The organism is Ulvibacter sp. 2210JD10-4 (assembly GCF_058148525.1).
Window position 1 is genome coordinate 118,449 of the sequence record NZ_JBYVJZ010000004.1, and the last position, 25,076, is coordinate 143,524.

Here is a 25,076-nt window from a genome sequence, read left to right on the forward strand (position 1 = left end):
TAGTATTGTCAGTTACCGTATAAACTATTTTTATTTTGTTAACCTAATCTCATTAAAGAGAAGTATATCCGGATTTATCGACCGGTGGCGTGATCTTGAGAGGACCATGCATCCTTAGCTGTTCCAGTTGTTGTTTATCATAGATCCATTCTCCGGAATGATCCTTACGATCCGCTAGAGATACCTGTTCCCTAAGGTCATTCTCCGTTACATAGTGCCGGGAAACTACTTTGCGGGCTATTTTAATTTGATCATCTATTGTAATTTCTCCTCTAAAAGGATTCTGTTGTTCAATCAAGATCAATTGCCCTACCTCACTTTGGATTTCCGGTTTTGATTTAACAATAGCAACAACCTGTTCATCAGATAGTTTATCAATGGTTAGTTCCTCTTCTTTTTCATCCCACACCGAAGAAAGCTTATCTATACCTCCCTTACCTTCTTTTTTAGCAAAATATTCATCATCCGATGAATAGCCCTCAGACATTTCTCCCCGTGCTATATGCAGTGCATGAATTAGCTCGTGTCCAAGAACAATCCAGGCAGGTTCCAGAATTTTGTTCTTATCCTCGTCATAAGCTACCAATTCAGTATCTTTCATATCGGCTCCTACCATAACATTGGAGGCACTGCCCACATCTTCACGACTGGCTGAAGTAGAATCGTGGGGAAGTGCATAAGCCGGTCCTCCACGATATTCATCAGGATGTCTGGGTGTAATTTTAATGGTATGTCTATGCTCATTGGTAAGAATCTCATGCAATAAAACACGTCCCGAAGGAATAGATAACAATCTTGCATACATCGCCTTGATCTGGGGTGGAAAACTAGCTTTAATAGATGTTTCCGCATCACTGGTATCTATCTTTAGCAATCCGCTGCCATCCCGGAGCTGGTCCCAATACCAACTAAGCGTTCTTTCATGTTCTCCTGCACTTACTCCAAAATCTTCCCACGTTGGAGGTTCGTCATCACTTCTATATAATTCATCCAATAGTACAATTGCCTCTTGATGATCCTGCTGGACCTGTTCGACCAGTTTCAGCATCTCTTTATTATCCATAGAGCCTGGAGTATGAGTAAACCACAGGTTGAGCCGTCGCTCAAAAGCAGCCAGTTTTTTAATCAATACATTGTTACGTGTTTGAAGGTTTTTTCGTTTTGCTTCAAAGGTTCCGTCCCTCTTAGCCAATAAGTAATCACCCTTCAGTGTTCTCTCTAAGTCATTATACACAAATATCTCTTCCCTCCAATACCTCCACTCCTTTTCTGCATTTGTTTCTTCACCCATAGGATCATACACAGAGTCCGGTACAGGTATAAGTCCCCCATCCAATTTTAATTGTATGGGTAGATTAGCATTAGGAAGCCCATTAAAGCCATTTTTTGCATTTGCTTTAGCCTGTAATTGTAAAGCCTGCCTGACACGGGGGCTGCTATTTGCACGCTCTTGCAATTTTCTTTGGGCAATAGCTTCAGGTCTGTTATCTGTAAATGAAAAAGTAGCATCGCCTTGAAGGTTCTGCAGATTTTTTTCTCCCGGAAATTGTGAAGGGCCCTTTTTCCCCGCCTTTTCGATATGAGTATGCATCAGTATGAATTTAAGGGGAGTCTCAAGGGTTAAAGGCTTTCTAAAAGTATAAAAAAATCATCGGCACACAAAGACTATTCAACATTAATTATCATTTCTTGGTTTCTTTAGCAATATTGAAATTTCGTTGATCGTAACGGGAAAACCCTCGTTGTTAAACAATGGATTTGTTCCTTTTTGCTAACTTAGTCCCTAAATATAAAAGAGCCATCAAGCCGTGCTATTTTAATAAACCCAAAAGGGGTCTTTTCACTTATATGCTTAACTACAAAAAAAGAATTGAATTACTCCGTGTACTGGTACTATTTTGCCTGTTGTTCCTGTACAGTTGCAAAGTGGGCCCGCCTCGTGAAACGGGTAATTTTAAAGAATCTGACCTGGTTGAATTGATCCAACTCGATCCTACTCTCAAACTGGATATAAGGTACGCTTCTAACAATAATTTTGTAGGCCGGCCGGTCTATACGGAGGCAAGAGCATTTCTTCAACGCCCTGCAGCCGAGGCTCTTGTAGAAGTAAACAAAAAATTAAAGCCCATGGGTTTTGGGTTAATTATTTTTGACGGGTATCGCCCCTGGAGCGTAACCAAAACATTTTGGGATATCACTCCAAAGGAAGATAGAAAATTTGTTGCCAATCCCAAAGATGGGTCAAGACACAACAGGGGATGTGCTATAGACCTAACCCTATATGAAATTGCTTCCGGAAAACAAGTCCCCATGACAAGTGGATATGATGAAATGACCGAGCGTTCCTATCCCAATTATAAAGGAGGTACAGAGGAACAACGAAAAATGAGGGATTTGTTAAGAAACATAATGGAAGAACACGGTTTCACTGTTTATGAATATGAATGGTGGCATTTTGATTATCAGGACTGGAAAAGGTATCGCATTCAAAATATTCAATTTTCAGAAATAAAACAACTCAAATAGTGCATTATAATGCACTATTCTTCGAAAGCTACGGTAAATCATAAAAAATTTATTAATTAGTGCTTTATATAGCACTTTTTATTGCATATTTTAATTTTTATCATATATTTGCATAAAAAAGAGCCATAAAATGCACTTAAAAGAGTTAATAACGACCATAAAAGAACGCAGGGAGGTTATGCAGGTAACTCAAAAGACCTTGGCAGAACTCTCCGGAGTTGGCTTGAGGACCTTAAAACAGTTTGAAAGCGGAAAAGGAAACCCCACCTTGCAAACCTTACAGAAATTAGCAGATGTGTTGGGCATGGAAATCTGCTTAAAGATCAAAGAAATATCCGTAACAAATGAGACAGGCGAAAATAGTATTTAAGGATGAAGAAGCCGGTATATTGACCCAACATGATGATGGTTCATTTACATTCCGTTATCACGATATTTGGGTAGCAGACGATAAAAAACCCGGCATAAGCCTTACGCTGTCTAAAACCCGGCAAGAATATCATTCAGAATATCTGTTTCCATTCTTCTACAATATGCTGCCGGAAGGGTCTAATAAAGAAGTAGTTTGTAAATATAATCGTATTGACCGAAATGATTATTTCGGTTTATTAATGATTACCGCAAAAACCGATAGCATAGGTGCGGTAAGGGTAGTCAAAATTGAAAAGCCATGAATATACCTGAAATAAAATTTTGTCCCGGGACATTGGCTGAAGGTTTTGATACTTACAGTCGAACCTGCCTGAAAAGAGTATTTCACGGTAAAAAGGTGCATCATATACTACCGTATGATTCCCCGGCATCCAATTCTGAAACAGACGAACTGTTTGAAGAGAATCGAAAACGTATTTCCATTTCCGGTGTTCAGGAAAAATTTTCTGTACTACTTGAAAAAAATAAGTTGAGGCTTATCACTGAAGGAGAGCGTGGTTCATACATTCTGAAGCCTATTCCCAATGCAGGCAGAAGGCCGGACCAGATGCCTGCCAATGAGCATCTCACCATGCAAATTGCCCGTCAAGCATATGGCATAGAAACTGCAGAAAACGCACTGATATTTTTTAAAAATGGCGCTCCTGCCTACATAACTAAACGTTTTGACATACATGAGGAGGGTGCTAAACTGGGGCAGGATGATTTTGCATCACTGGCAGGCAGAACACCTCAAACTCATGGAGAGCATTATAAGTATTTAGGAAATTATTTAGAGTTGTTTCAATTAATGCAGACCTATGTCCCGGCTTATAGACTGGAAGCTCCTAAGCTTTTCAGAATAATACTCTTCAACTATCTCTTTTCAAATGGAGATGCCCATTTTAAAAACTTTTCCTTGCTCGAAACTCCAATGGGTGACTATCGGTTAAGTCCTGCGTATGATCTGTTGAATAGCCGTATTCATATTGAAGATAGAGACTTTGCATTAGAAGATGGTCTTTTGCCCAGAAATTTAGCACAGGGAAAAATTGCTGCACAATTTGCCGTTCTTGCAGCAGAAGCAGGAATTACAGAAAAGATTTCTAATGATATTATAGTGACAATGCAAAGTCAAACGGAATTTGTTGAAAAATTGGTAGCAGCATCCTTCCTAAGTGAAAAATCGAAAAGAAACTACCACCAGTCTTATCTGGGGCGTTTAAAACAGTTGATGAAGGTTTAATAAAATGAAAAAATATTCAGAATGAGAAAAAAAGAAGATAAGAATACCCGGTACTTTATCGATCTGGACCTAAAAACACAGAAAGTCCTTCATTGGGATTATGACCAAAGAGATACCTTAGCAGTGCAAAAAGTAACAGATCCCTTTCATCATAGAGTCTTTATAACAAAAGGGCAGTATAATAAAATTTCAAAAAAACATTTGGATCTAACGAAGTAGCCTCAATGCTGCATAGCAACAAAATTATAAACCTCAACAAAAAATGATACATCAAAATGACAATTTCTATTTTGAGAAGCAAGAGCCAAATAAAAGTTGTTTGTTGGCCATGCGGGATATTGTACTAAATTATGATAATGATATCACGGAAACGCGCAAATATGGAATGCCCTGTTTTTGTTATAAAGGAAAAATGTTCTGTTATTTATGGGTTGACAAAAAAAGTAATGAGCCTTATTTTCTCATGGTAGAGGGAAAACACCTTCATCACCCCCAATTGGAAACCGGTGACCGTTCACGAATGAAAATCTTCAGGGTAGACCCGAAAAAGGACCTGCCAATAGATACAATTAAATTGCTCTTAAATGATGCATTGAATTTATACAAAAATGGAACGATTGTAATTAAATAGAAGCCTGGAACTGACTAAAACCAAAACAACATGAAACCAAAAGAGGTAATAAAAAAATGGGTCGAAATATTCAATAAAGGTAATGCAGAAGAATTAGCAGAGCTCTACCATATAGATGCTATAAATCATCAAGTAGCCAACGAACCTGTTAATGGAAAAGAGGCTATCAAAGAAATGTTTATAAATGAGTTCAATACAGCGGATATGACCTGTATTCCTGAAAATCTTTTTGAGGATGGAGAATGGGCAATTTTAGAATGGAAAGATCCTTTAGGATTAAGAGGCTGTGGATTTTTTCAAGTAATTGTTGGAAAAATTAAATTCCAACGTGGATATTGGGATAAACTATCTTTTTTGAAAATGCATAATTTGCCAGTACCGCCTTCATAATTGAACGAATATGAAGACAAAAAAAGATCAGCAAACTCAAAATAATAGGTGATATTGTAGCTGCCGGAAAATTGGTTGACCAATTAAATAATTAAAAACCATTATAAAACAACAACTCAAAGGTCAAAAATTCTTATAAACGAACAATTGATTTATTGCTTTTTACTAACTTAGTTCTAATAGAACAAAACTATATACAGACCTGCCATGAGCCATTCCTATCTAAAAATATTCTCTAAAATGAAAATCATTATTCTATTAATCTGTCCCTTTATAATTGTAAGCTGTAATAATCAGGAAAGTGAAACACAAGAGCAATCTGCTACAGCTCAAACTGAATCTTCGCAGAGCCGGATCATTGATCTTACCCATGTCTTTTCGGAAGAAACCATTTATTGGGTAACTGCAAAGGAATTTGAACTCGATACTGTTTTTGCGGGGCAAACAGACAAAGGTTATTACTATGCTGCCAATAATTTTGCTACAGCAGAGCATGGAGGAACTCATATAGATGCTCCCATACACTTTTCAAAAACGGGACAGACCGTGGATGAGATCCCTCTGGAGAATTTAATAGGGAATGGAATAAAAATAGATGTTTCTTCTAAGGCGATGAATAATCCCGACTATTTAATAACTATTGAAGACCTTACCCATTGGGAAAATAAGGAGAATATTCAAATTCCAGATGGAAGTATTGTTCTGTTGCAAACAGGTTTTTCGGAATATTATCCGGACAAAGTAAAATATCTGGGTACAGATGAGCGTGGTGAAAATGCCGTTCAGCTCTTACATTTTCCCGGACTTTCTCCGGAAGCGGCAGAATGGTTGGTTGAAAATCGTAATATATATGCTATTGGGATCGATACCCCTAGCATTGATTACGGACAATCTCAATATTTTAAGAGTCATGTGATACTCCTCTCTCAAAATATACCTGCCTTCGAAAACCTTACCAACCTTGACCAATTACCTGCCAAAGATTTTGAAGTAATCGCCTTGCCTATGAAGATTAAAGGAGGGAGTGGCGCACCGTTACGGATTATTGCTCTGTTGAATAATTAATTCGTAGAATTAATCTACAATATAAAAAAGTTAGTATATGTATCACTCCTCAATTCTTTTACAATGAAAACTACCACCGTTTTAATAATTTGTTTTCTGGTCTTTATGACTGGTTGCAATACTTCAGGTTCTAATACTATAGAAAAATGGAAAATGGAAATTGAGCTCGTTGAAAAAGAGTTTAACGACCTTGCACAACAAGAAGGAATCACTAAAGCATTTGCTACTTATGCTGCAAACGATGGAGTCATCAAAAGAAAAGGTAAATTGATCAAAGGAAAACAGGCAATAGCTGAGTGGTACCAAAAAGACAGCAAGCCAAACGAAACTCTTACATGGAAACCGGATTTTATAGATGTTAGTAGTTCCGGGGACCTGGCATATACTTATGGCACTTATATATTTTCTTCAGTAGATTCAACAGGAACTGCCCGTGAAAATACCGGAACTTTCCATACTGTATGGAAAAGACAAACTGACGGCAGTTGGAAGTTTGTGTGGGATTAAAACTGAAATTGTTTCTCTATCTCATAGCAGTATTAAAAGCTTTGTCAATATCTATTAAAATCAATATTTTGAAGGGGCACTACTTCTCATCGCGTATACAAGTCATAAATTCATATGTATTAATTACCTTTGGCTTTCAGACAAAGAGTTTTAAGTAAAACCTTTTGTAAGTAATATAGTTAGCGAACATAAAACCAGATGATTAAAAAAGCAATCCTGACACCATTTCAAAAATTCGTTAAAATTGAAAGCTTTAGCGGAATTTTATTACTTGCCGCAACAATAATTGCTCTTATTTGGGCAAATTCATCTTTTGGCGATAGCTATCAATCCTTATGGCAATATAAAATTGGTTTTACAACAGAAAGCTTCGAGCTAAATAAACCCATACTATTATGGATCAATGATGGCCTAATGGCAATTTTCTTTTTTCTAATAGGATTGGAAATCAAAAGAGAATTCATTATTGGAGAATTGAACTCTGTTAAGAAAGTTGCTTTTCCCCTCTTTGGAGCATTAGGCGGAATGTTAGTTCCGGTTGTTTTCTTTCTTATACTAAATCAAAATCCCGAAACCTTGAAAGGCTGGGGAGTTCCTATGGCTACAGACATAGCGTTTTCTTTAGCAGTTTTAAACTTGTTGGGGAAAAGAATTCCGTTAAGCCTTAAAATATTTTTAACTGCTTTCGCGATCGTTGATGATATGGGTGCTGTATTGGCGATTGCTGTATTTTACAGCGGAAATCTAAATATAGTTTTCTTGGCTGTTGCACTACTCCTTCTGGGGGTTTTATATTTAATATCCTTTAAAGGATATTATTCTAAATTCCTACTTATATTCTTAGGTATCATCATTTGGGTATTATTCTTAAAATCCGGTATACATCCAACATTGGCAGGGATATTATTGGCTTTTTCAGTTCCGGTTAGGCAAAAAATAAATACCCCGGCTTTTATTGATAATCTTGTAAGCATAACTAATAATATTAAACAAGCTGAATCTATTGATAAGCCCATTTTGTCAAAAGACCAAATTCAACAAATTGATGACCTGGAAGACTGGACCAGTAAATATCAATCTCCCTTACAACATTTAGAACATAGTTTACACGATTGGGTTGCCTATTTTATCATTCCGTTATTTGCGTTAGCTAATGCAGGAGTACTAATAAACAGTGGCGTTGAGCTGGATATAGTCTTAATAAGAAATATTATCATTTGTTTGGTCTTGGGAAATAGCATAGGTATCACTTCTATCGTTCTATTAGCTAAAAAATTAAAGCTTGTTGAAGTACCAAGTGATATAAGTACTTCACATATAGTTGGGGTTTCATTTTTAGCAGGAATCGGATTCACTATGGCAATTTTTATTGCAAGTTTAGCATTTGCAGACAGTCCAGCTTATATAGACTCTGCTAAAATTGGAATACTAATTGGGTCCTTGCTTTCTGCATTGATCGGTTTTATGGTATTGAGGTTGAAAAAGAAAAAGGTTTGACTTTCTGCTATACTGCTCAGCTAAAGGCTTATTAAAATTCTTTTTATAACAACTTTCCAAATTATAATTCCAAAAACCGGAATATCCTCTTTAAAACTTCTTAAACTGACTAAAATCATATTTTAAAATTACCCTTTTGAATACTTTTATCTGTCTAAACAAAGTAAGTTGAAGAAGAAAAAAAATTATTGGTTCTTACTTTTTCTAGCAATGTTTCCATTAATTCAAAGCTGTAACATGGTAAAAGTATCTGTTAGCGAAAAGCGAAATCCCGTACCTCAAAATTATGTATTCAATAAAAATACTCAAATCACCACTTGGGGTACTATTAAAGTAAACAAGTCGCACTTCTTTCCATCAAGTTTTCAAATAAAGAAAGATGGAAATATAATCTATATTGACCCTGTTGAAATTGGAAGTTCGGAAAAAGCAGATTATATATTTTTAACTCATTCACATCCCGATCATTTTTCGAAAAAGGATATAAAAAAGTTGATAAAGCCCGAAACGGTAATCATCTGCCCAAAAAATATGTCTGGAAAGCTTTCGGAATTCAAAAACAAGATCAAAACCGTAAAGCCCGGAGATATACTAAAATCAAGTAACCTGACATTTGAAGCAACACATGCTTACAATACCAAATCTGTTTTTTTATGGATCAAAGCTCACCCCAGATCGAAAGAAAATGTGGGTTATATTTTAACTCTCGATAATGACTTGAGAATCTATCACGCAGGTGACACAGATTACATACCGGAAATGTCCAGAGTTAAAAATATTGATATCGCTTTAGTTCCAATAGGCGGAGACAACTTAACAATGAATGCAATGGAGGCATCAAAAATAGTTAACCGTGTCAAGCCAGAATTAGTCATACCAATGCATTATGAAATTAAAAACGAATCAGATTTGATCGATTTTAAGCGCTTGATTGATAACACTATTAGAGTAGAAGTTCTTAAATAAGAATAATCCTTCAAAACCATAAACAGCTTATATCAATACTCTGTAAAACAGCTACACTATTAGATTAGGCGAGAGTTCTTAATATAATGAATATTGCGCTCTTCTAAATATTTTAAAAAGTAATTAAAGCACGCTTCATGCTTTCCTACCAATTCCGGAGGAAAAACCCCCTTTTCTGAAAATAACCCATCTAAGAACATATTTGCTGCTGCAGTAGCGGTATAGCCGGTAGTTCTCGACATAGATGACGTATTAGTATCTTTACAATATTCATCGTGTAGGTTATATACAACCTCCTCTATTTGTCCGTTAGCACGCTCTCCTTTTAGAGTAACTCTCATTACCGTTAATTCTTCTTCTTTCTCCCCCAATTTCCATTCATTAAATAATATTTTACTTGTAAACTCTAAAGGTGAAACCGAATTACTGTTAACATCTATCTTATCTTCACTGAAAAAACCACTTTCTTTTAAAACTCTTACATACTCCACATGCCCGGGATATCGCAAGGTCTTTTCTTTCATATTAGGAATATGAGGCATGGTATGAATTATTGACCTCAATCCGTCCGAATTAAAAGATTCTAAAGTTCCTACCCCATCAAATTCTACATAATCACAATCTGTTAAAGGTTCACGAACAACTTCTACTCCACTTTCCACATACCTTGCGGGCCTAGTGTATTCTTCAATTACATCTATTGGAGAAAATGGTGCCTTATAGCAAAAAGGCCATTTTTTCTTCTTTGGCAAACCTCCAACCAAACACTCAAAATCGGTTAGTTTCATCTTTTCATTATAGTATCCTAAAATAATATTGTCCATCCCCGGAGCTACCCCACAGTCTACAATAGCAGTAATATTCTTTTCCTTTGCCAACTGGTCCAACTCTAATGAATTTTCAGGAAAAAATGAAATATCGATCACATTCATCTCTGCTTCAATAATATACCTCAAGGTTTCAAAACCTAAGAAACCTGGGACAGCACAAATAACCAGATCATGCTTTTTTATAGTACTTTGTAGATCATTTACATTGGTTACATCTAACTGTTGGATGTTTATACTATTATATTTTTGTTTTATATTATCCAATACTTGCTCACTTATATCGGTAAGTGTTACATTGTGGTTTTTTGCCATATCTATAGCGATAGCACTGCCAACCATTCCGGCACCTAATACAATTACATTACTCATGTTTAAAATTATTTGATTAAAAATGATGACTAAGAATTATCTGCTAATGTGAGATACTGTCACCCTAAATTTACCGAAGAGAATAAATACGTTATAAACCCGGAATTAATATCCAGGGCATTTCAGTAATATTTATTATTTTTTTGGCCAACATTTCACAAAGTTGCAAATTATAGCGCAGATTGAAAAAGAATTTGTAATGAAATAAAACTTTCTTACAATAAAGTATTCCATGTAAGCCATGAAGGCTATAATTTTATGTAGTTGAATTAACAGCTTGATAAATTTTAGTTACTTTTAAGTTCTTAACTGATTTTGTATGTTTTTATAATGGTTTCCGCAACCTCATCAAACCTTTTAATGTTATATACAAAATCTCTGTAGTTAGTAAAAATTTCAAATGAAAAAACAATATCATATATTAAATGGGGATTCATTAAAAGAACAGCTTCCTAAGGATATTCAGGGGAAAATTATTGTAGCCCGTGAATGCTTGGTAGACGGTAATGTAAGTGGTGATAGTTTAGCCGAATTATTTCAAACAAGAGCTCGGTTTATTAGTACTTATTATGAAGGGCATAGCGAACAAGATTATTATGAAAAAGCGGTCTCCGAATTTCAAAAAATGCAAAAGATACCTCATGATGTGGAGATTAACCTTTGGTTTGAAGATGATCTGTTCTGTCAGGTAAATTTTTGGTTTACCATTCACCTTTTGAATACTTCAGAAAAAAATAATCCACTTTTTTTAATAAGGCCACAATCACACAATCAATATGGTTTTGGAGGCTTAAACAAGTCAGAATTAATTTCAGCCTATAAAAACAGATCATTGTTAATTGAAGTTGACAAACTTGCCAGCCTTTGGAAATATTATCAGAATGACGCCATTGATAGTTTGCTTGAAACTGCTAAAGGATTGGAGAATATCTATCCATTTATACTTCCGGCTGTTAAAGCACATGTGGAGCGAATTCCAGCAAAAGGAGATCCGGGAAGGCCCGGCAGAGCTCTTATTCAAATAATGAACGAATTGAAAACTAAGGAATTTGGGCCAATATTTAGGGAGTTTTGTAGTCGGGAAAGTATTTATGGTTTTGGCGATTTGCAGGTTAAGAGATTATTAAATACGATTGAAAACAGCCTTTAATAGTATATATAATATAATTATGAAGGAGATCGAGTTTATTCTTTATGTAGCTGATCAGAAAAAAAGTAAATATTTCTATGAGCAGCTTTTAGCTATTAAACCTAGTTTGGATGTGCCGGGAATGACAGAATTTGAATTGACGGCTACTACAAAATTGGGAATCATGCCGGAAAATGGTATTGCCAGAATATTATCTCCAAAAATGCCGCATCCAAAAAAAGGCAATGGAATACCAAGATGTGAATTATACCTGAAAGTTGAAAAAGCAGAAGGATACATAAAAAGAGGAAGTCAATTAGGCGGAAAAATGATTAGTGAATTGAAAAATAGAGATTGGGGAGATAAGGTTGGTTATGTGTCAGATCCGGACGGACATGTAATTGCATTTGCAGAAAAGATATAGCAAAACAATGATATTAACTTAGCGAACATCGATGATAAATTTGGATAACGTAAAAATGAATGTAATTAAAACTGCGGAAAATGGAGTAGTAAACAAAAACACTATTTTTCATTTTACTCAAAAGAATAACGCTGTCTATGCTACTTATACCGGAGGAAAAATTGAAAAAGGGTTTCTTGTAGGACTACTAAACAGAGATGAGTTAAAATTCAATTTTTGTCAACTTCAGATCGACGGGATATTGGACAATGGTGCATCGACTGCTAAATTGGCTATTACCCGAAAGGGGAAGGTCAGGTTAACTGAACATTTTGAATGGAAGTCGAGACCGGGAGAATTTGGTGTAAATGTTTTTGAAGAAATATAATTTACATTTATAAAAAAGAATAACTAAATCTCTTACTATGATCACATCACTAACTCCTTACCTTGTTTTTCCGGGAACTTGTAAGGAAGCAATAGAATTCTATGCTGCTTCACTTAATGGAGACATTACCTTGATGCATACTTATGCTGATGCTCCAATGGATGTTCCTGAGGAATTACACGCTCGTATTTTCAATTCGGAAGTAAAAACCGGAAATATCCTTATTAGAGCCTCAGATGATTTACCAAGTCATTCCACTACGGCAGGTAATAATTGTTCATTACTTTTAACAGTAAAGAAGAAAAGCAAGCCACTTTTTATAAACTAGCTGAAGATGGAAACATTCTCTTTCCTTTAAATGATGATTTTGGAATGTTAAAGGACAAATATGGTATACAGTGGATGTTTGTACACGAGAAATAATAATCTTTCCGTAAACTTTTGAAAATTAAGCACAAAAAAACTCCTTTAGTTAACCAAAGGAGTTTGTACATTTTTAAGAAATTGTTTGCTTATAGAGAAGCTATGTGCTTTGCCATATTAGATTTCAAATTAGCCGCTTTATTATCATGGATAATATTTCTCTTAGCTAACTTGTCTATCATAGAAACAACCGTAGGAAACATTTTTTCTGCTTCCTTTTTACTGGTAAGTTCCATAAGCTTCTTCATAGCATTACGCGTCGTCTTATGCTGGTAACGATTGCGCAAACGCTTAGTTTCGCTATTTCTAATTCTTTTTAATGCTGACTTATGATTCGCCATTTTGTTTTTTTTAAATCTTAAATTCTTTGTAGTCCGTAGGGGAATCGAACCCCTGTTACCAGGATGAAAACCTGGCGTCCTAACCCCTAGACGAACGGACCATTGGTTTTTTATGCGGATGCAAAAATACAACTATTTTTTAATGCCGCAAATACTAATAAACTTTTTTACATAAAAATTAATATGCCTTTGCAAATAGTACTTTTCGTTTTGAAGGTTTTCCGGTAACCATACATGCTCCCGCTTCATTATCATCATCTAAAGGGATACAGCGTATGGTCGCTTTTGTTTCATTTTTAATTTGCTCTTCAGTAGCAGCTGTACCATCCCAGTGTGCCTGTACAAAGCCTCCCTTAGTTTCTAATATCTCTTTAAACTCGTCATAGCTGGCAACTGAAGTAGTGTGCGTTGTTCTATGATCTATTGCTTTTTTGTATAGGTTATTCTGAATTTCATCCATCAAACCTACCACACTATCAACAACAGTATCGTTCGATATAATCTCTTTGACCAGAGTATCGCGACGTGCCACCTCTACAGTACCGTTCTCAACATCTTTAGGCCCAATTGCTATACGTACCGGTACTCCTTTTAACTCATATTCATTAAATTTCCAACCCGGTTTGTGAGTATCTCTATTATCAAATTTAACCCGTAACCCTTTTGCACGAAGTTCTTTTACTAAATTATTCGCAACTTCACTAACAGCTGTAAATTGTTCATCGTTTCTATAAATTGGTACAATTACAACTTGGTCTGGTGCCAGATTTGGAGGTAATACTAACCCATTATCATCACTATGCGTCATAATTAAGGCACCCATTAAACGGGTAGAAACTCCCCAGGAAGTGGCCCAGACATAATCCTGTTTCCCTTCTTTATTGGCGAATTTCACATCAAAGGCTTTCGCAAAATTTTGTCCTAAAAAGTGTGACGTTCCTGCCTGCAATGCTTTTCCGTCCTGCATTAGTGCTTCAATACAATAAGTCTCAAGTGCCCCTGCAAAGCGTTCACTTTCAGTTTTAAGGCCTTTAATAACCGGTATGGCCATATAATTTTCAACAAAATCAGCATATACATTCATCATTTGTTCAGCTTCAGCAATAGCTTCTGCTTCGGTCGCATGAGCAGTATGCCCTTCTTGCCATAAGAATTCAGTCGTACGCAAAAACAGCCGTGTACGCATTTCCCAACGTACCACATTCGCCCATTGGTTGATAAGCAAAGGAAGGTCTCGATAAGATTGAATCCATTTTCGGTAGGTATCCCAGATAATGGTTTCCGAAGTAGGTCTTACTATTAATTCTTCCTCCAATTTGGCATCAGGATCTACCACAATACCACTGCCATCTTCCGCGTTTTTAAGTCGGTAATGTGTTACAACAGCACATTCTTTTGCAAAACCATCCACATGACTTGCTTCTTTACTGAAATACGATTTTGGAATGAACAAAGGGAAATAAGCATTTTGATGCCCGGTTTCCTTAAACATACGGTCCAATTCTGCCTGTATTTTCTCCCATATTGCAAAGCCATACGGCTTAATAACCATGCATCCTCTTACTCCAGAATTTTCGGCAAGATCTGCTTTGATAACCAATTCGTTATACCATTTTGAATAATCCTCACTTCGTGTCGTTAAATTCTTAGCCATAGTAGGTAGTTTGGCACAAATATTGTGTTTTTGTTAAATGTTTATTAGTTCTCGGCAAAACTAACTATTTTTATAATGTCCAACAATTAAAATACCGTTGTTATGCAATCTCAATACATCTACCTTAAAAAATTGGTCCCTCTGGCATTCACAGGGATTTTCGCTCTTATTCTTAGTTCATGTGGTACGTACAACAACGGCTATGGAGAAACTGATGGGATTTATACTTCAGAAACTGAAGTAACAACTACAACCACAGAAACCAAAACGGAAGAAACCAACGATAAATCAAATTATTACAAACAATACTTTAAATCAAAAGATAAAACCTTCGAGGACCTACCGGAAGATGCTATTTTTACAGATATAGAAGCTTATTCTACAACCGAAAGCTTAGATGAAGAAGGATATGTAGTTGTTGAAAGAGCAGAAGATAATGAAAGTTTTGGCGCTTGGGGAGATAATACGGAAGATATTACGGTAAATATATACAACTATAGCAGTTATGGCTTTAGCTATTGGCACCGCCCTTACTGGTATAGTTACTGGGGATATCCTTACTATGGACATAGCCCTTATTGGGGTATAGGTATCTCCTGGTGTTATCCTTTCTACGGATACTATGGCTGGGGATGGGGTTACCCATATTATTACGCCGGCTACTATGGCGGGCACTACTACCCTTATCACGGCTATGGAGGGTATAATAATATTGCTTATAATCGCGGAAGAAGAAATTTGGATTTTGCAACCGGCAGAACCGCTTCCAGAGGTAGATCTAATGTTACTACCGGAAGAAGTTCGTATTCGAGATCTGAAGTGGCCCGACGATCAAAGGCAAATGTTAATACCATTAGAAACTCAAATGCGTCCCGGTCTCGATCAAGCAAAGTGATCACAAATAATAGAAACTCGCGATCTAAGAACAATACTACTATTCGGAACAATAATACCAGAAAAAACAATAACGTGCTTAGAAGTAACAGGACGACACGTCCCTCTGTTTCAAGACCTTCTTCAAGCCGTAGCAGTAATGCGCGATCATCTGGTACCAGTAGAAGTAGTAGCGGAAGAAGAGGCGGTGGTCGCGGAAATTAATTTTCAATTTAATTATATACTTATTTTATAGCTATGAAAAGAATTACTTTCTTACTCATAACAGTCTTCTCTATGGCTGTTACTAACGCTCAAGATATTACGGACGGACTTCGGTACACAACAGACGACATTAACGGAACAGCTCGATTTAATGCAATGAGTGGCGCTTTTGGTGCCTTAGGTGGAGATTTATCTGCTATTGCGATCAACCCTGCTGGTAGTGCTGTATTTTTAAGAAACAGTATTACAGTATCTCTTGGGGTAAACGACCGTGAGAATCAAGCACTCTATTTTAATTCCCAAACTAATAGTTTTGATACAGATGTGAATCTAAATCAGGCCGGGGCTGTTTTCGTTTTCAATAATGCGAATGAAGAATCTTCCTGGAAAAAGTTTACTATTGGTCTTAATTATGACAGTAATAAAAATTATGATGATGAATTGTTTGTCAAAGGAACCGGAAATACATCTATAGGAGAGTTCTTTCTGGAACAGGCACAAGGCATTCCTTTAGATCTTTTACAACTACAAGGAAATGAAACAATTTCAGATTTATATGCATACTTAGGTGAAACACAAGGTACTGCGGCACAAAATGCATTTTTAGGATATCAAGGATTTATTATTGACCCTCTTACCCCAAATGATCTTGAAAGCACTCAATATGTTTCAAATATTGCTCCCGGAAACTTTTCACAGGAATATCTTTATTTGGAGCGAGGTTATAAAGGGAAATATACAATGAATTTTGCTGCACAGTATACCGATAATTTTTTCTTCGGAATTAATTTGAACTCACATATTATCGATTACGACCAAAGCAACTACCTGTTTGAAAGTAATTCAAATAAAGGTAGTACAGTAAATCAAGTAGGTTTCGAAAATAACCTATCAGTAGTTGGTTCAGGTTTTTCGGCACAAATTGGAGCTATTGCTAAACTTACAGAAAGTTTTAGAGTTGGCCTTGCATATGATACACCTACCTGGTCCGTTATTTCTGAAGAAACTACCCAATATCTTGAAACACGACGTTCAGAGAATGAAATGACAATTTCTGAATTTATAAACCCACGTGTATTAAATATATTTAGAGATTATGATCTAAGAACCCCCGGAAAAATTTCGGCAAGTGCCGCATATATTTTTGGAAAGACAGGCCTGATTAGTTTTGATTATTCATATAAAGATTATTCTCAAATTCAATTCAGTCCAAAAAATGACCCCTTCTTTTCTGTAACGAATGTAGTGATTGACAATTCATTAAAAGCTGCTTCTACCTATCGATTAGGAGGAGAGTATCGCATTGACCAACTAAGCCTTCGGGGTGGCCTTCGCTATGAAGAAAGTCCATATGAAAATGAAGTCACTGTAGGAGATCTAAACGGATTCTCTTTAGGGTTAGGCTATAATTTTGGCAATTATACTTTTGACCTCTCTTATGCAAGAGCAGAGCAAAGCAGAGAGCAACAACTTTACAGTATTGGTTTAACAGATCGTGCAATTATAGATACTACTTTCAGTAATTTTATTTTTACTCTAGGATTTAATTTGTAATTAATTTAAAATTACGCACAATAAAAAGCCTCTCTTAAAAGAGAGGCTTTTTATTTTATATGTTAAACTTCGAGGCTATCTTTTCAATGTAAAGTGGCCTTTAAATTCTTTTCTTACTTCATCTTCGGTATATTCTACCACGAACCAATAGTCACTTGATGGTAACGGGTTGCCATTATAAGTTCCATCCCATCCAGGTCCCAGAGGGCTGATCTGTTTCAGTAGTTTTCCATACCTGTCAAATATGTAGATATTTGCAGTAGGATCACCATTAGCAATACCTATGATGTTCCATGTATCATTGTATCCATCCTGATTAGGAGTTACAAAACGAGGGTAGTCAATAATTCCTACATCAATAGTAACCGTACCACAACCATTGGCATCGGTTATCGTGATCGTATGGTTACCGGCTTCCACATCTTCAAAAATATTACTGTCCTGGAATGCTCCATCATCTAACTGATAGATATACTCTCCAAGTCCTTCTGCTGTAACTTCTATAGTATGTATATTGGCAAAGGCACCATTTACTACCTGCGCACTATATGTAATAGGTGGAGAAGATTCGATCACAGTAGTCGTAGTACTTGAAGTACAACCGCTTAGAAGATCTGTTATTATCACTGTATATTCACCACCTTGCAATGCAATAATAGATGGGCCTATCTCACCCAATATAGTTGTGCCATTCAATTCCCATTGAATACTATACTGACTTCCAGAATCAAACCCGGTATCTAATACCGGCGGAGAACTACTTCCAAATTCTTCTACAATTGGATTACCGTTTTCATCAAGACATAAACGATATGTTTCATCCAAAGTAACTGTTACCACTTGCTCTACTTTTAAAACCGTGCTGGTTATATCGTAACAACCGGTTTCGGGATTGGTCACTCTTGCATAGATTATCTGAGGATTAATGATATTGGTATAATTAGTAGGTAATGCGTTAGACAAATCTCCTAACTCCGCAAATTCAAATGTTTCATAATAATCTACATTATAAGGCTGTCCCAACAAAATATCTGCATCTAAAAAGGTCAGGTCAAAACTTGTAAATCCATCATTTGGACCATCTGCATCACAAAGGACATATGGGTTTATAGGAGGATTAGCGACAGCGCCTTCTAATACCTGAAGGTGGAAACTCAATGAATATTCCCCTGAAACTGCATCCTCTATACTTGCTATATAACAAGTTGTCTCTGTATTTAAAATACCCACATAGATAGGCTGTCCGGGAGGAGATACACTTCCATCGCTTATATAATTATCCGGATTTACAATAGGGAATGTCCCTGCTGCTGCATCTGCAGGAGTTTCATAAAAAGTAACTTCATGAATAGTTGGATCCTGGCCATTCAATATCTCATCAACCTTTGTAGTTAAATCGAAAGTGCCAACTCCGTCATTACCTATTTCACAAACGATCATATCTTCTATTACGGCAGTATCGTCCGGTAATGGGTTTACAATAAGTACAAGCTCTACTATTTCAAAACAAGCTTCTATTGTATTATTATTAGTAACACGCACATAAATGGTCTGTGGGTTTTCAGCCAAGCCATCTGTATCTGTATTCTGGTGTGCGGTTGGATCTACAATAGCATTTAAGTTATCCAATGCATCTTCATATGTTAAGTGATATGTAAGATCTTCATTCCCTCCGTTCAGTATTTGAGTTTCGCGTATTGTTAGATCAAAGATTTCCACATTGTCATTGGCATCAGGGCCAATCACTACTGTTACATCACATAATTCAATAGGATCTGGAGTAGCAGGTGCAGGATTAGGTCTTACCACTAGGTCTAACGAAGTAATATTAAAACACTCTGCATTGTTATCTACACGTGCCCATACGATATCTGTAAACGGACTACTGTCATTAACATATGCAGTATCCGGAAGAATTTGATTTTCATCATTTTGAGCGTCTGCTTCGGTTGGGTAATAGCGCACACCAACTCCCGGTGCTCCTCCTGTGATCTCATCATTTTTATCTGTCAAGTCAAACGAGGTGATTCCATCAAATGGTTCTCCAAGGTCATCACAATACACAAGTGAAGTAGGTGCAACTACTGCTGGTCCTGCTGGAACTTCAAGGTCAAATGTGCCTATTTTGAAACATTCTGTAGCTAAAAATTCTAAACGGTAATATATGGTCTGTCCTCCACTCACAAAAGCAGTAGGGTCTGTTATTTCATTTGTTGGTGTTTCAGCATCCAATAAGCTAATATAATATGTGATTGGTGCAAAATCCATTATATCCTGAGTACCATATATTCCATCTGCATTCTCATAAATGGTCAGATCAAAAGTTTCAACACCATCAAGGTCAGTATCACACATTGATATAGGATCTAATGTTGTAGGCACTACAGGTGTAGGACTGACAATTAAATCAAGTTCTACTATGGTAAAACAACCTGTATCGTTTGGAGCAATCGTAAATTCTGCACGAGCCCATATAGTTTGAGAAGGCGTTGACAAGTTTTGATAAGGATTGGTAGTATCGATTGCAAAAATTCCAGCTTGTGCATCAGTAGGGTTTTCAAAATACCTTACAGTAACATCTGGTTGACCTCCTGTAATTTCGAGATCTTTTTCGGTTAAATCAAATAAAGCAAAACCATTGTTATCTGCATCACAAGCAACAAAAGGAGTTGGTGTTACAGCATCAGGATTTGGCAATACATTGATAAAAAAACTATTACTTGCCACACACTCCTGATCACTAACCACACTTACAAAAATCTCTTGAGGGTTTACGATGTTTTGATAAGCATCCGGAGTAGTTATAGGCATGTTACTAGCTAGGTCGGCAGCACTTGCATAATAAACGACACTAAGTGTAGGATCTCCTAAAGTTATAAACAGGTCATTGACCGTTAGATCAAACGTTGAAAGGCCATCATCGAATGTACTACCATTGATATCATCATCACAGAGAGAGAGATCGTCACCTACTCCCATGGTAGGGAAAAGACCTACTTCTATTTCAAATTCAGTAATTCTTACACAACCTGTAACTGTACTCTCCAACCGTACCCAGATTGTTTGTCCGGTACTTGTGAAAAGGTTAGCAGGATCAATAAAGTTTGTGCCTGCAGCGGCATCTAACGGGTCTTCATAATATGTGATAGGAAGCACAAAATCTCCGGGATCTTGAATACCCAAAACCGAAGGATCCTGAAGCGTTAAATCGAAATCAGCTTGTCCGGTACCGTCAACATCACAACTGATGAGTGGATTCTGAAAATCAGCATCCGGCATATCCGGTAATGGAATTACAATTAATTCCAGTTCTGCTATGGTATAACATGGCAGAGTAGCGGGAGGAACATCTCTCGTTAGTCTGGCATATACAATCTGGTTATTAAAACCTGTATAAGGACTTATTATTTCTGTCCCGGGAATAGCTGCCATGGCAGCTGGTATCGTTTCATAATATAGTACTGATACATTAGGCTCTATTGCAATGTCCGCATCGCGTAATGTAAGATCGAAGCCTCCTACTATTCCATCATCATCATCGTCACAAAGTTCTAAAGGAGCTGGTGTACCCGCTACTGGATTGGGAAGTACCGTAATAAAGAAAACGCTGGTTGCTCTACATCCCTGCTCAGTGAACGCACTTACAAAGATTTGTTGTTGTGGGGCAACTACATTCTGATAGGCTTCAGGAGTAGCAATAGGAATATTATTAGCCTGATTGTTAGCATCTGCATAAAACACTACATTAAGTGTAGGGTCTCCTAAATCGATCAATCCGGTGTTCACTGTCAGATCAAAGGTAGATATACCATCATCCAGTGTACTACCATTAAGGTCATCATCACAAAGCTGTAGATTATCACCTACTCCTGTGGTAGGGAAAATTCCTACCTCTATTTCAAATTCTGTAATTCTTACACAACCAGTAACTGTACTCTCTAAACGTACCCAGATCGTTTGACCTCCGCTTAAGAAAGCATTAGGTGCAGGGATAGCATTTGTACCGGCAGCTGCATCCAGAGGGTCTTCATAATACGTGATAGGATTAACAAAATCTCCTGGATTTTGTACCCCATACACTGAAGGGTCCTGAAGTGTTAGATCGAAAATAGCCTGTCCATTTCCACTTTCATCACAGGCGATAAAAGGATTCTGAAAATTAGCATCCGGCATATCCGGTAACGGAATCACAATTAATTCTAACTCTACTATGGTGTAACACGCTAAAACCGCAGGAGGTACATCTCTTGTAACTCTGGCGTATATAATTTGATTATTGAAACCTGTATAAGGAGCTGTTATTTCTGTTCCCGGAAGACCAGCCATAGCAACTGCTAAATCGTCATAATACAATACAGATACATCCGGTTCTCCGTCTATAATCTCTATATCCCGTAATGAAGGATCGAAACCATTCACAATACCATCATCATCATCATCACAAAGTTCCAATGGTGATGGATCTGTTTTAGGATTAGGATTAGGGAATACAGTTAAAGTTACAGTAACTGTATTGCGGCATCCAAATTCTGAGGTTGCTCTTGCTATAACTGTTTGTGGTGTAGATAAATTTTGATAAGCACTTGGATTTGGAATAGGATTATTTGCCAATTCATCTGCCGGAGTTTCAAACCATTCTATAATTGTAGTTGGAATTCCTCCATTGATCAATACATCCTGACTCGTCAGATCAAAGGTAGAGATTTCATCATCCAATGTGCTACCATTTAGGTCATCATCACACAAATTTATCTCAAAAGGCCCCAAATCCTCGGGAATAGGATCCACGATCAGCGTTAAAGGAACAATATCATAACAACCTTCACCGCTGTTAGGGTTTGGCGGTACTGTACTGGTCGAATTTCCTACTACCAATATGTATATATCCTGAGGGTTTACAGAATTTATAAAATCTGTTGGGTCGGGTATCGCTGCGGAATAATCCGGTGCTGTTAATGCTACACTACCTGCTGTTATTGCATCTGGCTCAAGCTCATAATAATAAATGTCGAATTCGGAAGGGCTCATGGTTCCTAAAACCTCCATTTCTACAACGGTAAGATCAAAAGAAGTGAAACCATCTGCTACTGCATCATCACACACTCGCAAAGGTTCTGCAGGAGTCGTAGCTACAGGAGCAAAACGAACTTCCAAAGCAAATGGAACTACCGAATTACAACTACTCACACTACTCACTACTCTTGCCCAGACACCACCTGTACCGTACAATGGATCCAGAGGATCTGTAATTGGCACATCAAGATATATATCATCGTTTATATAGGCCGTTGGGTCCGGAAATGGTAATAAGTCATTCTGTGCATCTAAAAGAGTACCGTGATAAGTTACTGTTAGTGTTGGATCTCCCAATGTAATAATTGGGGTTTGCACTGTCAGATCAAATTCATCAAAACCATCATTGTTAGGATCACACTGGATCAAAGTAGGAGGCGATGTATTAATTGTTGGAGGTGTATCAATTATAATATCTACGTTCCTTGTAGTGTCAAAACAAGTATCATCGTCCCTGTTTTCGAGCCTGATATAGATAACTTCATTAGGTGCGTTTACAAAATATGGGTCTGGCAATGCTCCTGTATCTCCATCTGCATCTGCCTGACTGAGGTGATAGGTAATATTATAGTCAGAGGATAATTCTCCATCAAGAATAAGCGCATTAAATTCGGTAGAGAGATCTACCCATTCTCCTCCATCCTGATCTGCATCACATACATTGATAAATGGCGGAACAATACCGGCAATAGCCCTACTAAAGAAAATATCGAACTGTTCAATATCAAAACATGTACCTGTTAGGTCTTCTATTCTAACAAAAATAGTCTGAGGAGATGGCGGAACAATAAGGTGGACTGTAGGTCCTAATATTTCTGTTCCGGGAAGACCTGCCGTAGCATCTGCTAAGGTTTCATAATACTTTATATTAAAAAGAGCAGGGTTTTGAGCTCCGTATATATTAGCGTCGTTCACTGTTAAATCAAAAAGCCCGGCGGTGACCCCAAAATCACATTGAAAAAGGTCTACTGGTGGATTTGCAACCGGTTGAGGATTAAAACGGACCGAAACCTGATTACTTGGAACAAAACAAATCCCATCACGGGCTTCAACAGAATATATACCATCAGCAACAACTGTATAGGTTGGGTTTGTAGCACCTGGGATAGGAATCCCGGCTCTAAACCATTGAATGTTAAAAGGTGGATCTGTTAAACCGGTATCTAAAACCACACCGGTTCCAATACATGCTTCTATATTATTTCCCAGAAAAATCCCGGCAAGACTAAGATCAATAAGTTCACTGTCTTCATTATTAGATTCATTGGTTTCGGCGACAATACCGGTACCGTCTCCAATATCATCTACTACCGCTCTCAAATTAAAGATATTAGGGGTAGCAATAGGTATATTCAATGTAATAAAGCCACTTTCGGATCCTCCAATAGGGATATCTGCAACAGTTTGCGTTTGACCAATCAATACAGCATCGGCATAAAAGGCTATGGGAGTATTGAGAGCAAGTGGAGCAGTACTGTTTACATTATAAACAGTATACTCAACATCCATATTATTATTTTGGCAAAGCACGCCAATATTATCAATCTCTATGGTAGCATCCGGTATTTCAGAATTTACACTGGTGATTACATTATTAACCATTACAAAATCCTGTCCGGATGTAAGCCGGATATCAGCACTCGTATCCCCTGGTTGGACAATACCTACCAGGTCATAAAAATCCAGGTCCATATTGTAATTCAGGCCGGAATTGGTATAACTGTTTGTACCATTAAAAGCATTATTCCCGGGATTTAACGGAGGATTATCAATAAGAATTCCGTTGATCGTTAACGTTTCATTTACTGCAAGGCTTTCTTCCCCTTCCCAAGCTAAAAACCCAATTTTAGATAATATATCACTTGTTACATCAATATTCATTAATGTTATATCTAAAGAAGGATTTGTTGCGGAAACACTTTCCAAACCATCAAATAAGCTTATTTGGTTTAACCTCAATGACGGATCTTGATAAATGACATAAACACCCCAGCCACCAAAATTAGTACCACAGTAATTTGGCAGAAGTGCTGCTACATCCAGTTCAGAGAAGGTATATACGCCATTTCCGGTGGTTGCTACAATGTTTGTAACATCTGCATAGGCTCCAAAATATGGTAATCCATTAAAAGTATGGCTGAATATTCGCTGTGCACTTACAGCAGTCCCATTTAATTCAACATCAAAATCTCCATTACCAATAGAGCCCCAATAGAGGTGTGCTGAAACAAAAGTCTGTCCGGAAGTTAGTGCCAGAGTAGCACTACTCTGTGGTAGCATATCACAATAACCGGTTTCTGTATTTGGAAATTCATTTAAAGTGTTTCCAAAAGCTGTAAAATCTAAACGGCCATTAAACTGCTGAAACAATTGTACTTGTTGCGCAAAAAATAAGGACGGAGCGAGGAGAGCTAAAACTAGTAATAATTTTTTCATTTTCAGTAGGAAATTTATGTCTTTAGGGTATTAATTGCGAAAAATAAGAAAATTTTATGAAAACATTAGGGTTTTTAAATTTAAAAATATGATATGCAATTTTTTATACGCACGTGCTAATGCTTATCTTTGCAGCCTG

General features: G+C 37.0%; 22 protein-coding genes and 1 tRNA gene. 17 read left to right on the forward strand and 6 right to left on the reverse strand.

All coding sequences use genetic code 11. The features are described 5' to 3' along the window. Nucleotides 1-52: 52 nt before the first annotated feature. Nucleotides 53-1,591 carry a M91 family zinc metallopeptidase gene (locus ACY2RT_RS10600; RefSeq protein WP_490155888.1) on the reverse strand — a complete coding sequence of 513 codons (1,539 nt, stop codon included), beginning with the start codon at nt 1,589-1,591 and terminating at the stop codon, nt 53-55. Nucleotides 1,592-1,848: 257 nt separating this feature from the next. Here ACY2RT_RS10600 and ACY2RT_RS10605 point away from each other — a divergent pair, with 257 nt between their 5' ends. The 11 genes from ACY2RT_RS10605 to ACY2RT_RS10655 all read left to right on the forward strand — a co-directional run bounded on the left by ACY2RT_RS10605 (nt 1,849) and on the right by ACY2RT_RS10655 (nt 9,239). After that, nucleotides 1,849-2,526: a M15 family metallopeptidase gene (locus ACY2RT_RS10605; protein ID WP_490155889.1), complete on the forward strand. Its 678-nt coding sequence runs from the start codon at nt 1,849-1,851 to the stop codon at nt 2,524-2,526. Between the two features lie 130 nt (nt 2,527-2,656). Then, nucleotides 2,657-2,896 (forward strand): helix-turn-helix domain-containing protein, encoded by a 240-nt coding sequence (locus ACY2RT_RS10610; RefSeq protein WP_490155890.1) that lies wholly within the window; start codon nt 2,657-2,659, stop codon nt 2,894-2,896. After that, on the forward strand, nt 2,871-3,200 hold the full coding sequence (locus ACY2RT_RS10615; protein ID WP_490155891.1) for a HipA N-terminal domain-containing protein: 330 nt from the start codon (nt 2,871-2,873) through the stop codon (nt 3,198-3,200). The genes ACY2RT_RS10610 and ACY2RT_RS10615 overlap by 26 nt, the downstream gene beginning before the upstream one ends. Further along, complete coding sequence (locus ACY2RT_RS10620; RefSeq protein ID WP_490155892.1) at nt 3,197-4,183, forward strand: type II toxin-antitoxin system HipA family toxin; 987 nt, start codon at nt 3,197-3,199, stop codon at nt 4,181-4,183. Before ACY2RT_RS10615 ends, ACY2RT_RS10620 begins: the two co-directional genes overlap by 4 nt. 21 nt (nt 4,184-4,204) lie before the next feature. Next, nucleotides 4,205-4,402 (forward strand): hypothetical protein, encoded by a 198-nt coding sequence (locus tag ACY2RT_RS10625; RefSeq protein ID WP_490155893.1) that lies wholly within the window; start codon nt 4,205-4,207, stop codon nt 4,400-4,402. Nucleotides 4,403-4,445: 43 nt separating this feature from the next. Further along, nucleotides 4,446-4,814: a DUF1801 domain-containing protein gene (locus ACY2RT_RS10630; RefSeq protein ID WP_490155894.1), complete on the forward strand. Its 369-nt coding sequence runs from the start codon at nt 4,446-4,448 to the stop codon at nt 4,812-4,814. Between the two features lie 30 nt (nt 4,815-4,844). Further along, nucleotides 4,845-5,204 (forward strand): nuclear transport factor 2 family protein, encoded by a 360-nt coding sequence (locus ACY2RT_RS10635; protein ID WP_490155895.1) that lies wholly within the window; start codon nt 4,845-4,847, stop codon nt 5,202-5,204. A 240-nt stretch (nt 5,205-5,444) separates the two neighbouring features. After that, nucleotides 5,445-6,269 carry a cyclase family protein gene (locus tag ACY2RT_RS10640; RefSeq protein WP_490155896.1) on the forward strand — a complete coding sequence of 275 codons (825 nt, stop codon included), beginning with the start codon at nt 5,445-5,447 and terminating at the stop codon, nt 6,267-6,269. Between the two features lie 63 nt (nt 6,270-6,332). Beyond that, nucleotides 6,333-6,776 (forward strand): YybH family protein, encoded by a 444-nt coding sequence (locus ACY2RT_RS10645; protein ID WP_490155897.1) that lies wholly within the window; start codon nt 6,333-6,335, stop codon nt 6,774-6,776. Between the two features lie 198 nt (nt 6,777-6,974). Beyond that, on the forward strand, nt 6,975-8,273 hold the full coding sequence (nhaA, locus tag ACY2RT_RS10650; RefSeq protein WP_490155898.1) for a Na+/H+ antiporter NhaA: 1,299 nt from the start codon (nt 6,975-6,977) through the stop codon (nt 8,271-8,273). Nucleotides 8,274-8,441: 168 nt separating this feature from the next. Beyond that, nucleotides 8,442-9,239 (forward strand): MBL fold metallo-hydrolase, encoded by a 798-nt coding sequence (locus ACY2RT_RS10655; protein ID WP_490155899.1) that lies wholly within the window; start codon nt 8,442-8,444, stop codon nt 9,237-9,239. Nucleotides 9,240-9,298: 59 nt separating this feature from the next. Here ACY2RT_RS10655 and ACY2RT_RS10660 read toward each other — a convergent pair whose 3' ends face one another. After that, a complete protein-coding gene (locus ACY2RT_RS10660; RefSeq protein ID WP_490155900.1) occupies nt 9,299-10,438 on the reverse strand; it encodes a saccharopine dehydrogenase family protein in 1,140 nt (379 codons plus the stop codon). 400 nt (nt 10,439-10,838) lie between these two features. Between ACY2RT_RS10660 and ACY2RT_RS10665 the strand changes: the two genes are divergently transcribed. From ACY2RT_RS10665 to ACY2RT_RS10680, 4 genes are read left to right on the forward strand one after another with little or no spacing between them, the layout of a single operon-like run. Then, nucleotides 10,839-11,588, forward strand: coding sequence for a DUF1835 domain-containing protein (locus tag ACY2RT_RS10665; RefSeq protein WP_490155901.1), 750 nt, complete (start codon nt 10,839-10,841; stop codon nt 11,586-11,588). A 19-nt stretch (nt 11,589-11,607) separates the two neighbouring features. Beyond that, entirely contained in the window at nt 11,608-11,991 is a 384-nt protein-coding gene (locus tag ACY2RT_RS10670) for a VOC family protein (protein ID WP_490155902.1), read from the forward strand. A 31-nt stretch (nt 11,992-12,022) separates the two neighbouring features. Further along, a complete protein-coding gene (locus tag ACY2RT_RS10675; RefSeq protein WP_490155903.1) occupies nt 12,023-12,358 on the forward strand; it encodes an avidin-fold protein in 336 nt (111 codons plus the stop codon). Between the two features lie 37 nt (nt 12,359-12,395). Next, entirely contained in the window at nt 12,396-12,686 is a 291-nt protein-coding gene (locus ACY2RT_RS10680; protein ID WP_490155904.1) for a VOC family protein, read from the forward strand. Between the two features lie 184 nt (nt 12,687-12,870). On the opposite strand, the gene rpsT is transcribed toward ACY2RT_RS10680, so the two are convergent. The 3 genes from rpsT to proS form a co-directional block, all read right to left on the reverse strand. After that, complete coding sequence (rpsT, locus tag ACY2RT_RS10685; RefSeq protein WP_490155905.1) at nt 12,871-13,122, reverse strand: 30S ribosomal protein S20; 252 nt, start codon at nt 13,120-13,122, stop codon at nt 12,871-12,873. Nucleotides 13,123-13,151: 29 nt separating this feature from the next. Continuing rightward, nucleotides 13,152-13,223, reverse strand: a tRNA-Glu gene (locus tag ACY2RT_RS10690). Nucleotides 13,224-13,300: 77 nt separating this feature from the next. Beyond that, on the reverse strand, nt 13,301-14,776 hold the full coding sequence (proS, locus tag ACY2RT_RS10695) for a proline--tRNA ligase (protein WP_490155906.1): 1,476 nt from the start codon (nt 14,774-14,776) through the stop codon (nt 13,301-13,303). A gap of 102 nt (nt 14,777-14,878) precedes the next feature. On the opposite strand from proS, the gene ACY2RT_RS10700 reads away from it, so the two are divergent. Continuing rightward, on the forward strand, nt 14,879-15,874 hold the full coding sequence (locus ACY2RT_RS10700; protein WP_490155907.1) for a hypothetical protein: 996 nt from the start codon (nt 14,879-14,881) through the stop codon (nt 15,872-15,874). Between the two features lie 33 nt (nt 15,875-15,907). Continuing rightward, nucleotides 15,908-17,428, forward strand: coding sequence for an OmpP1/FadL family transporter (locus ACY2RT_RS10705; protein WP_490155908.1), 1,521 nt, complete (start codon nt 15,908-15,910; stop codon nt 17,426-17,428). 75 nt (nt 17,429-17,503) lie between these two features. Here the strand turns inward: ACY2RT_RS10705 and ACY2RT_RS10710 are convergent, their stop codons facing one another. Continuing rightward, nucleotides 17,504-24,937 (reverse strand): T9SS type B sorting domain-containing protein, encoded by a 7,434-nt coding sequence (locus tag ACY2RT_RS10710; RefSeq protein WP_490155909.1) that lies wholly within the window; start codon nt 24,935-24,937, stop codon nt 17,504-17,506. Nucleotides 24,938-25,076: the final 139 nt, after the last annotated feature.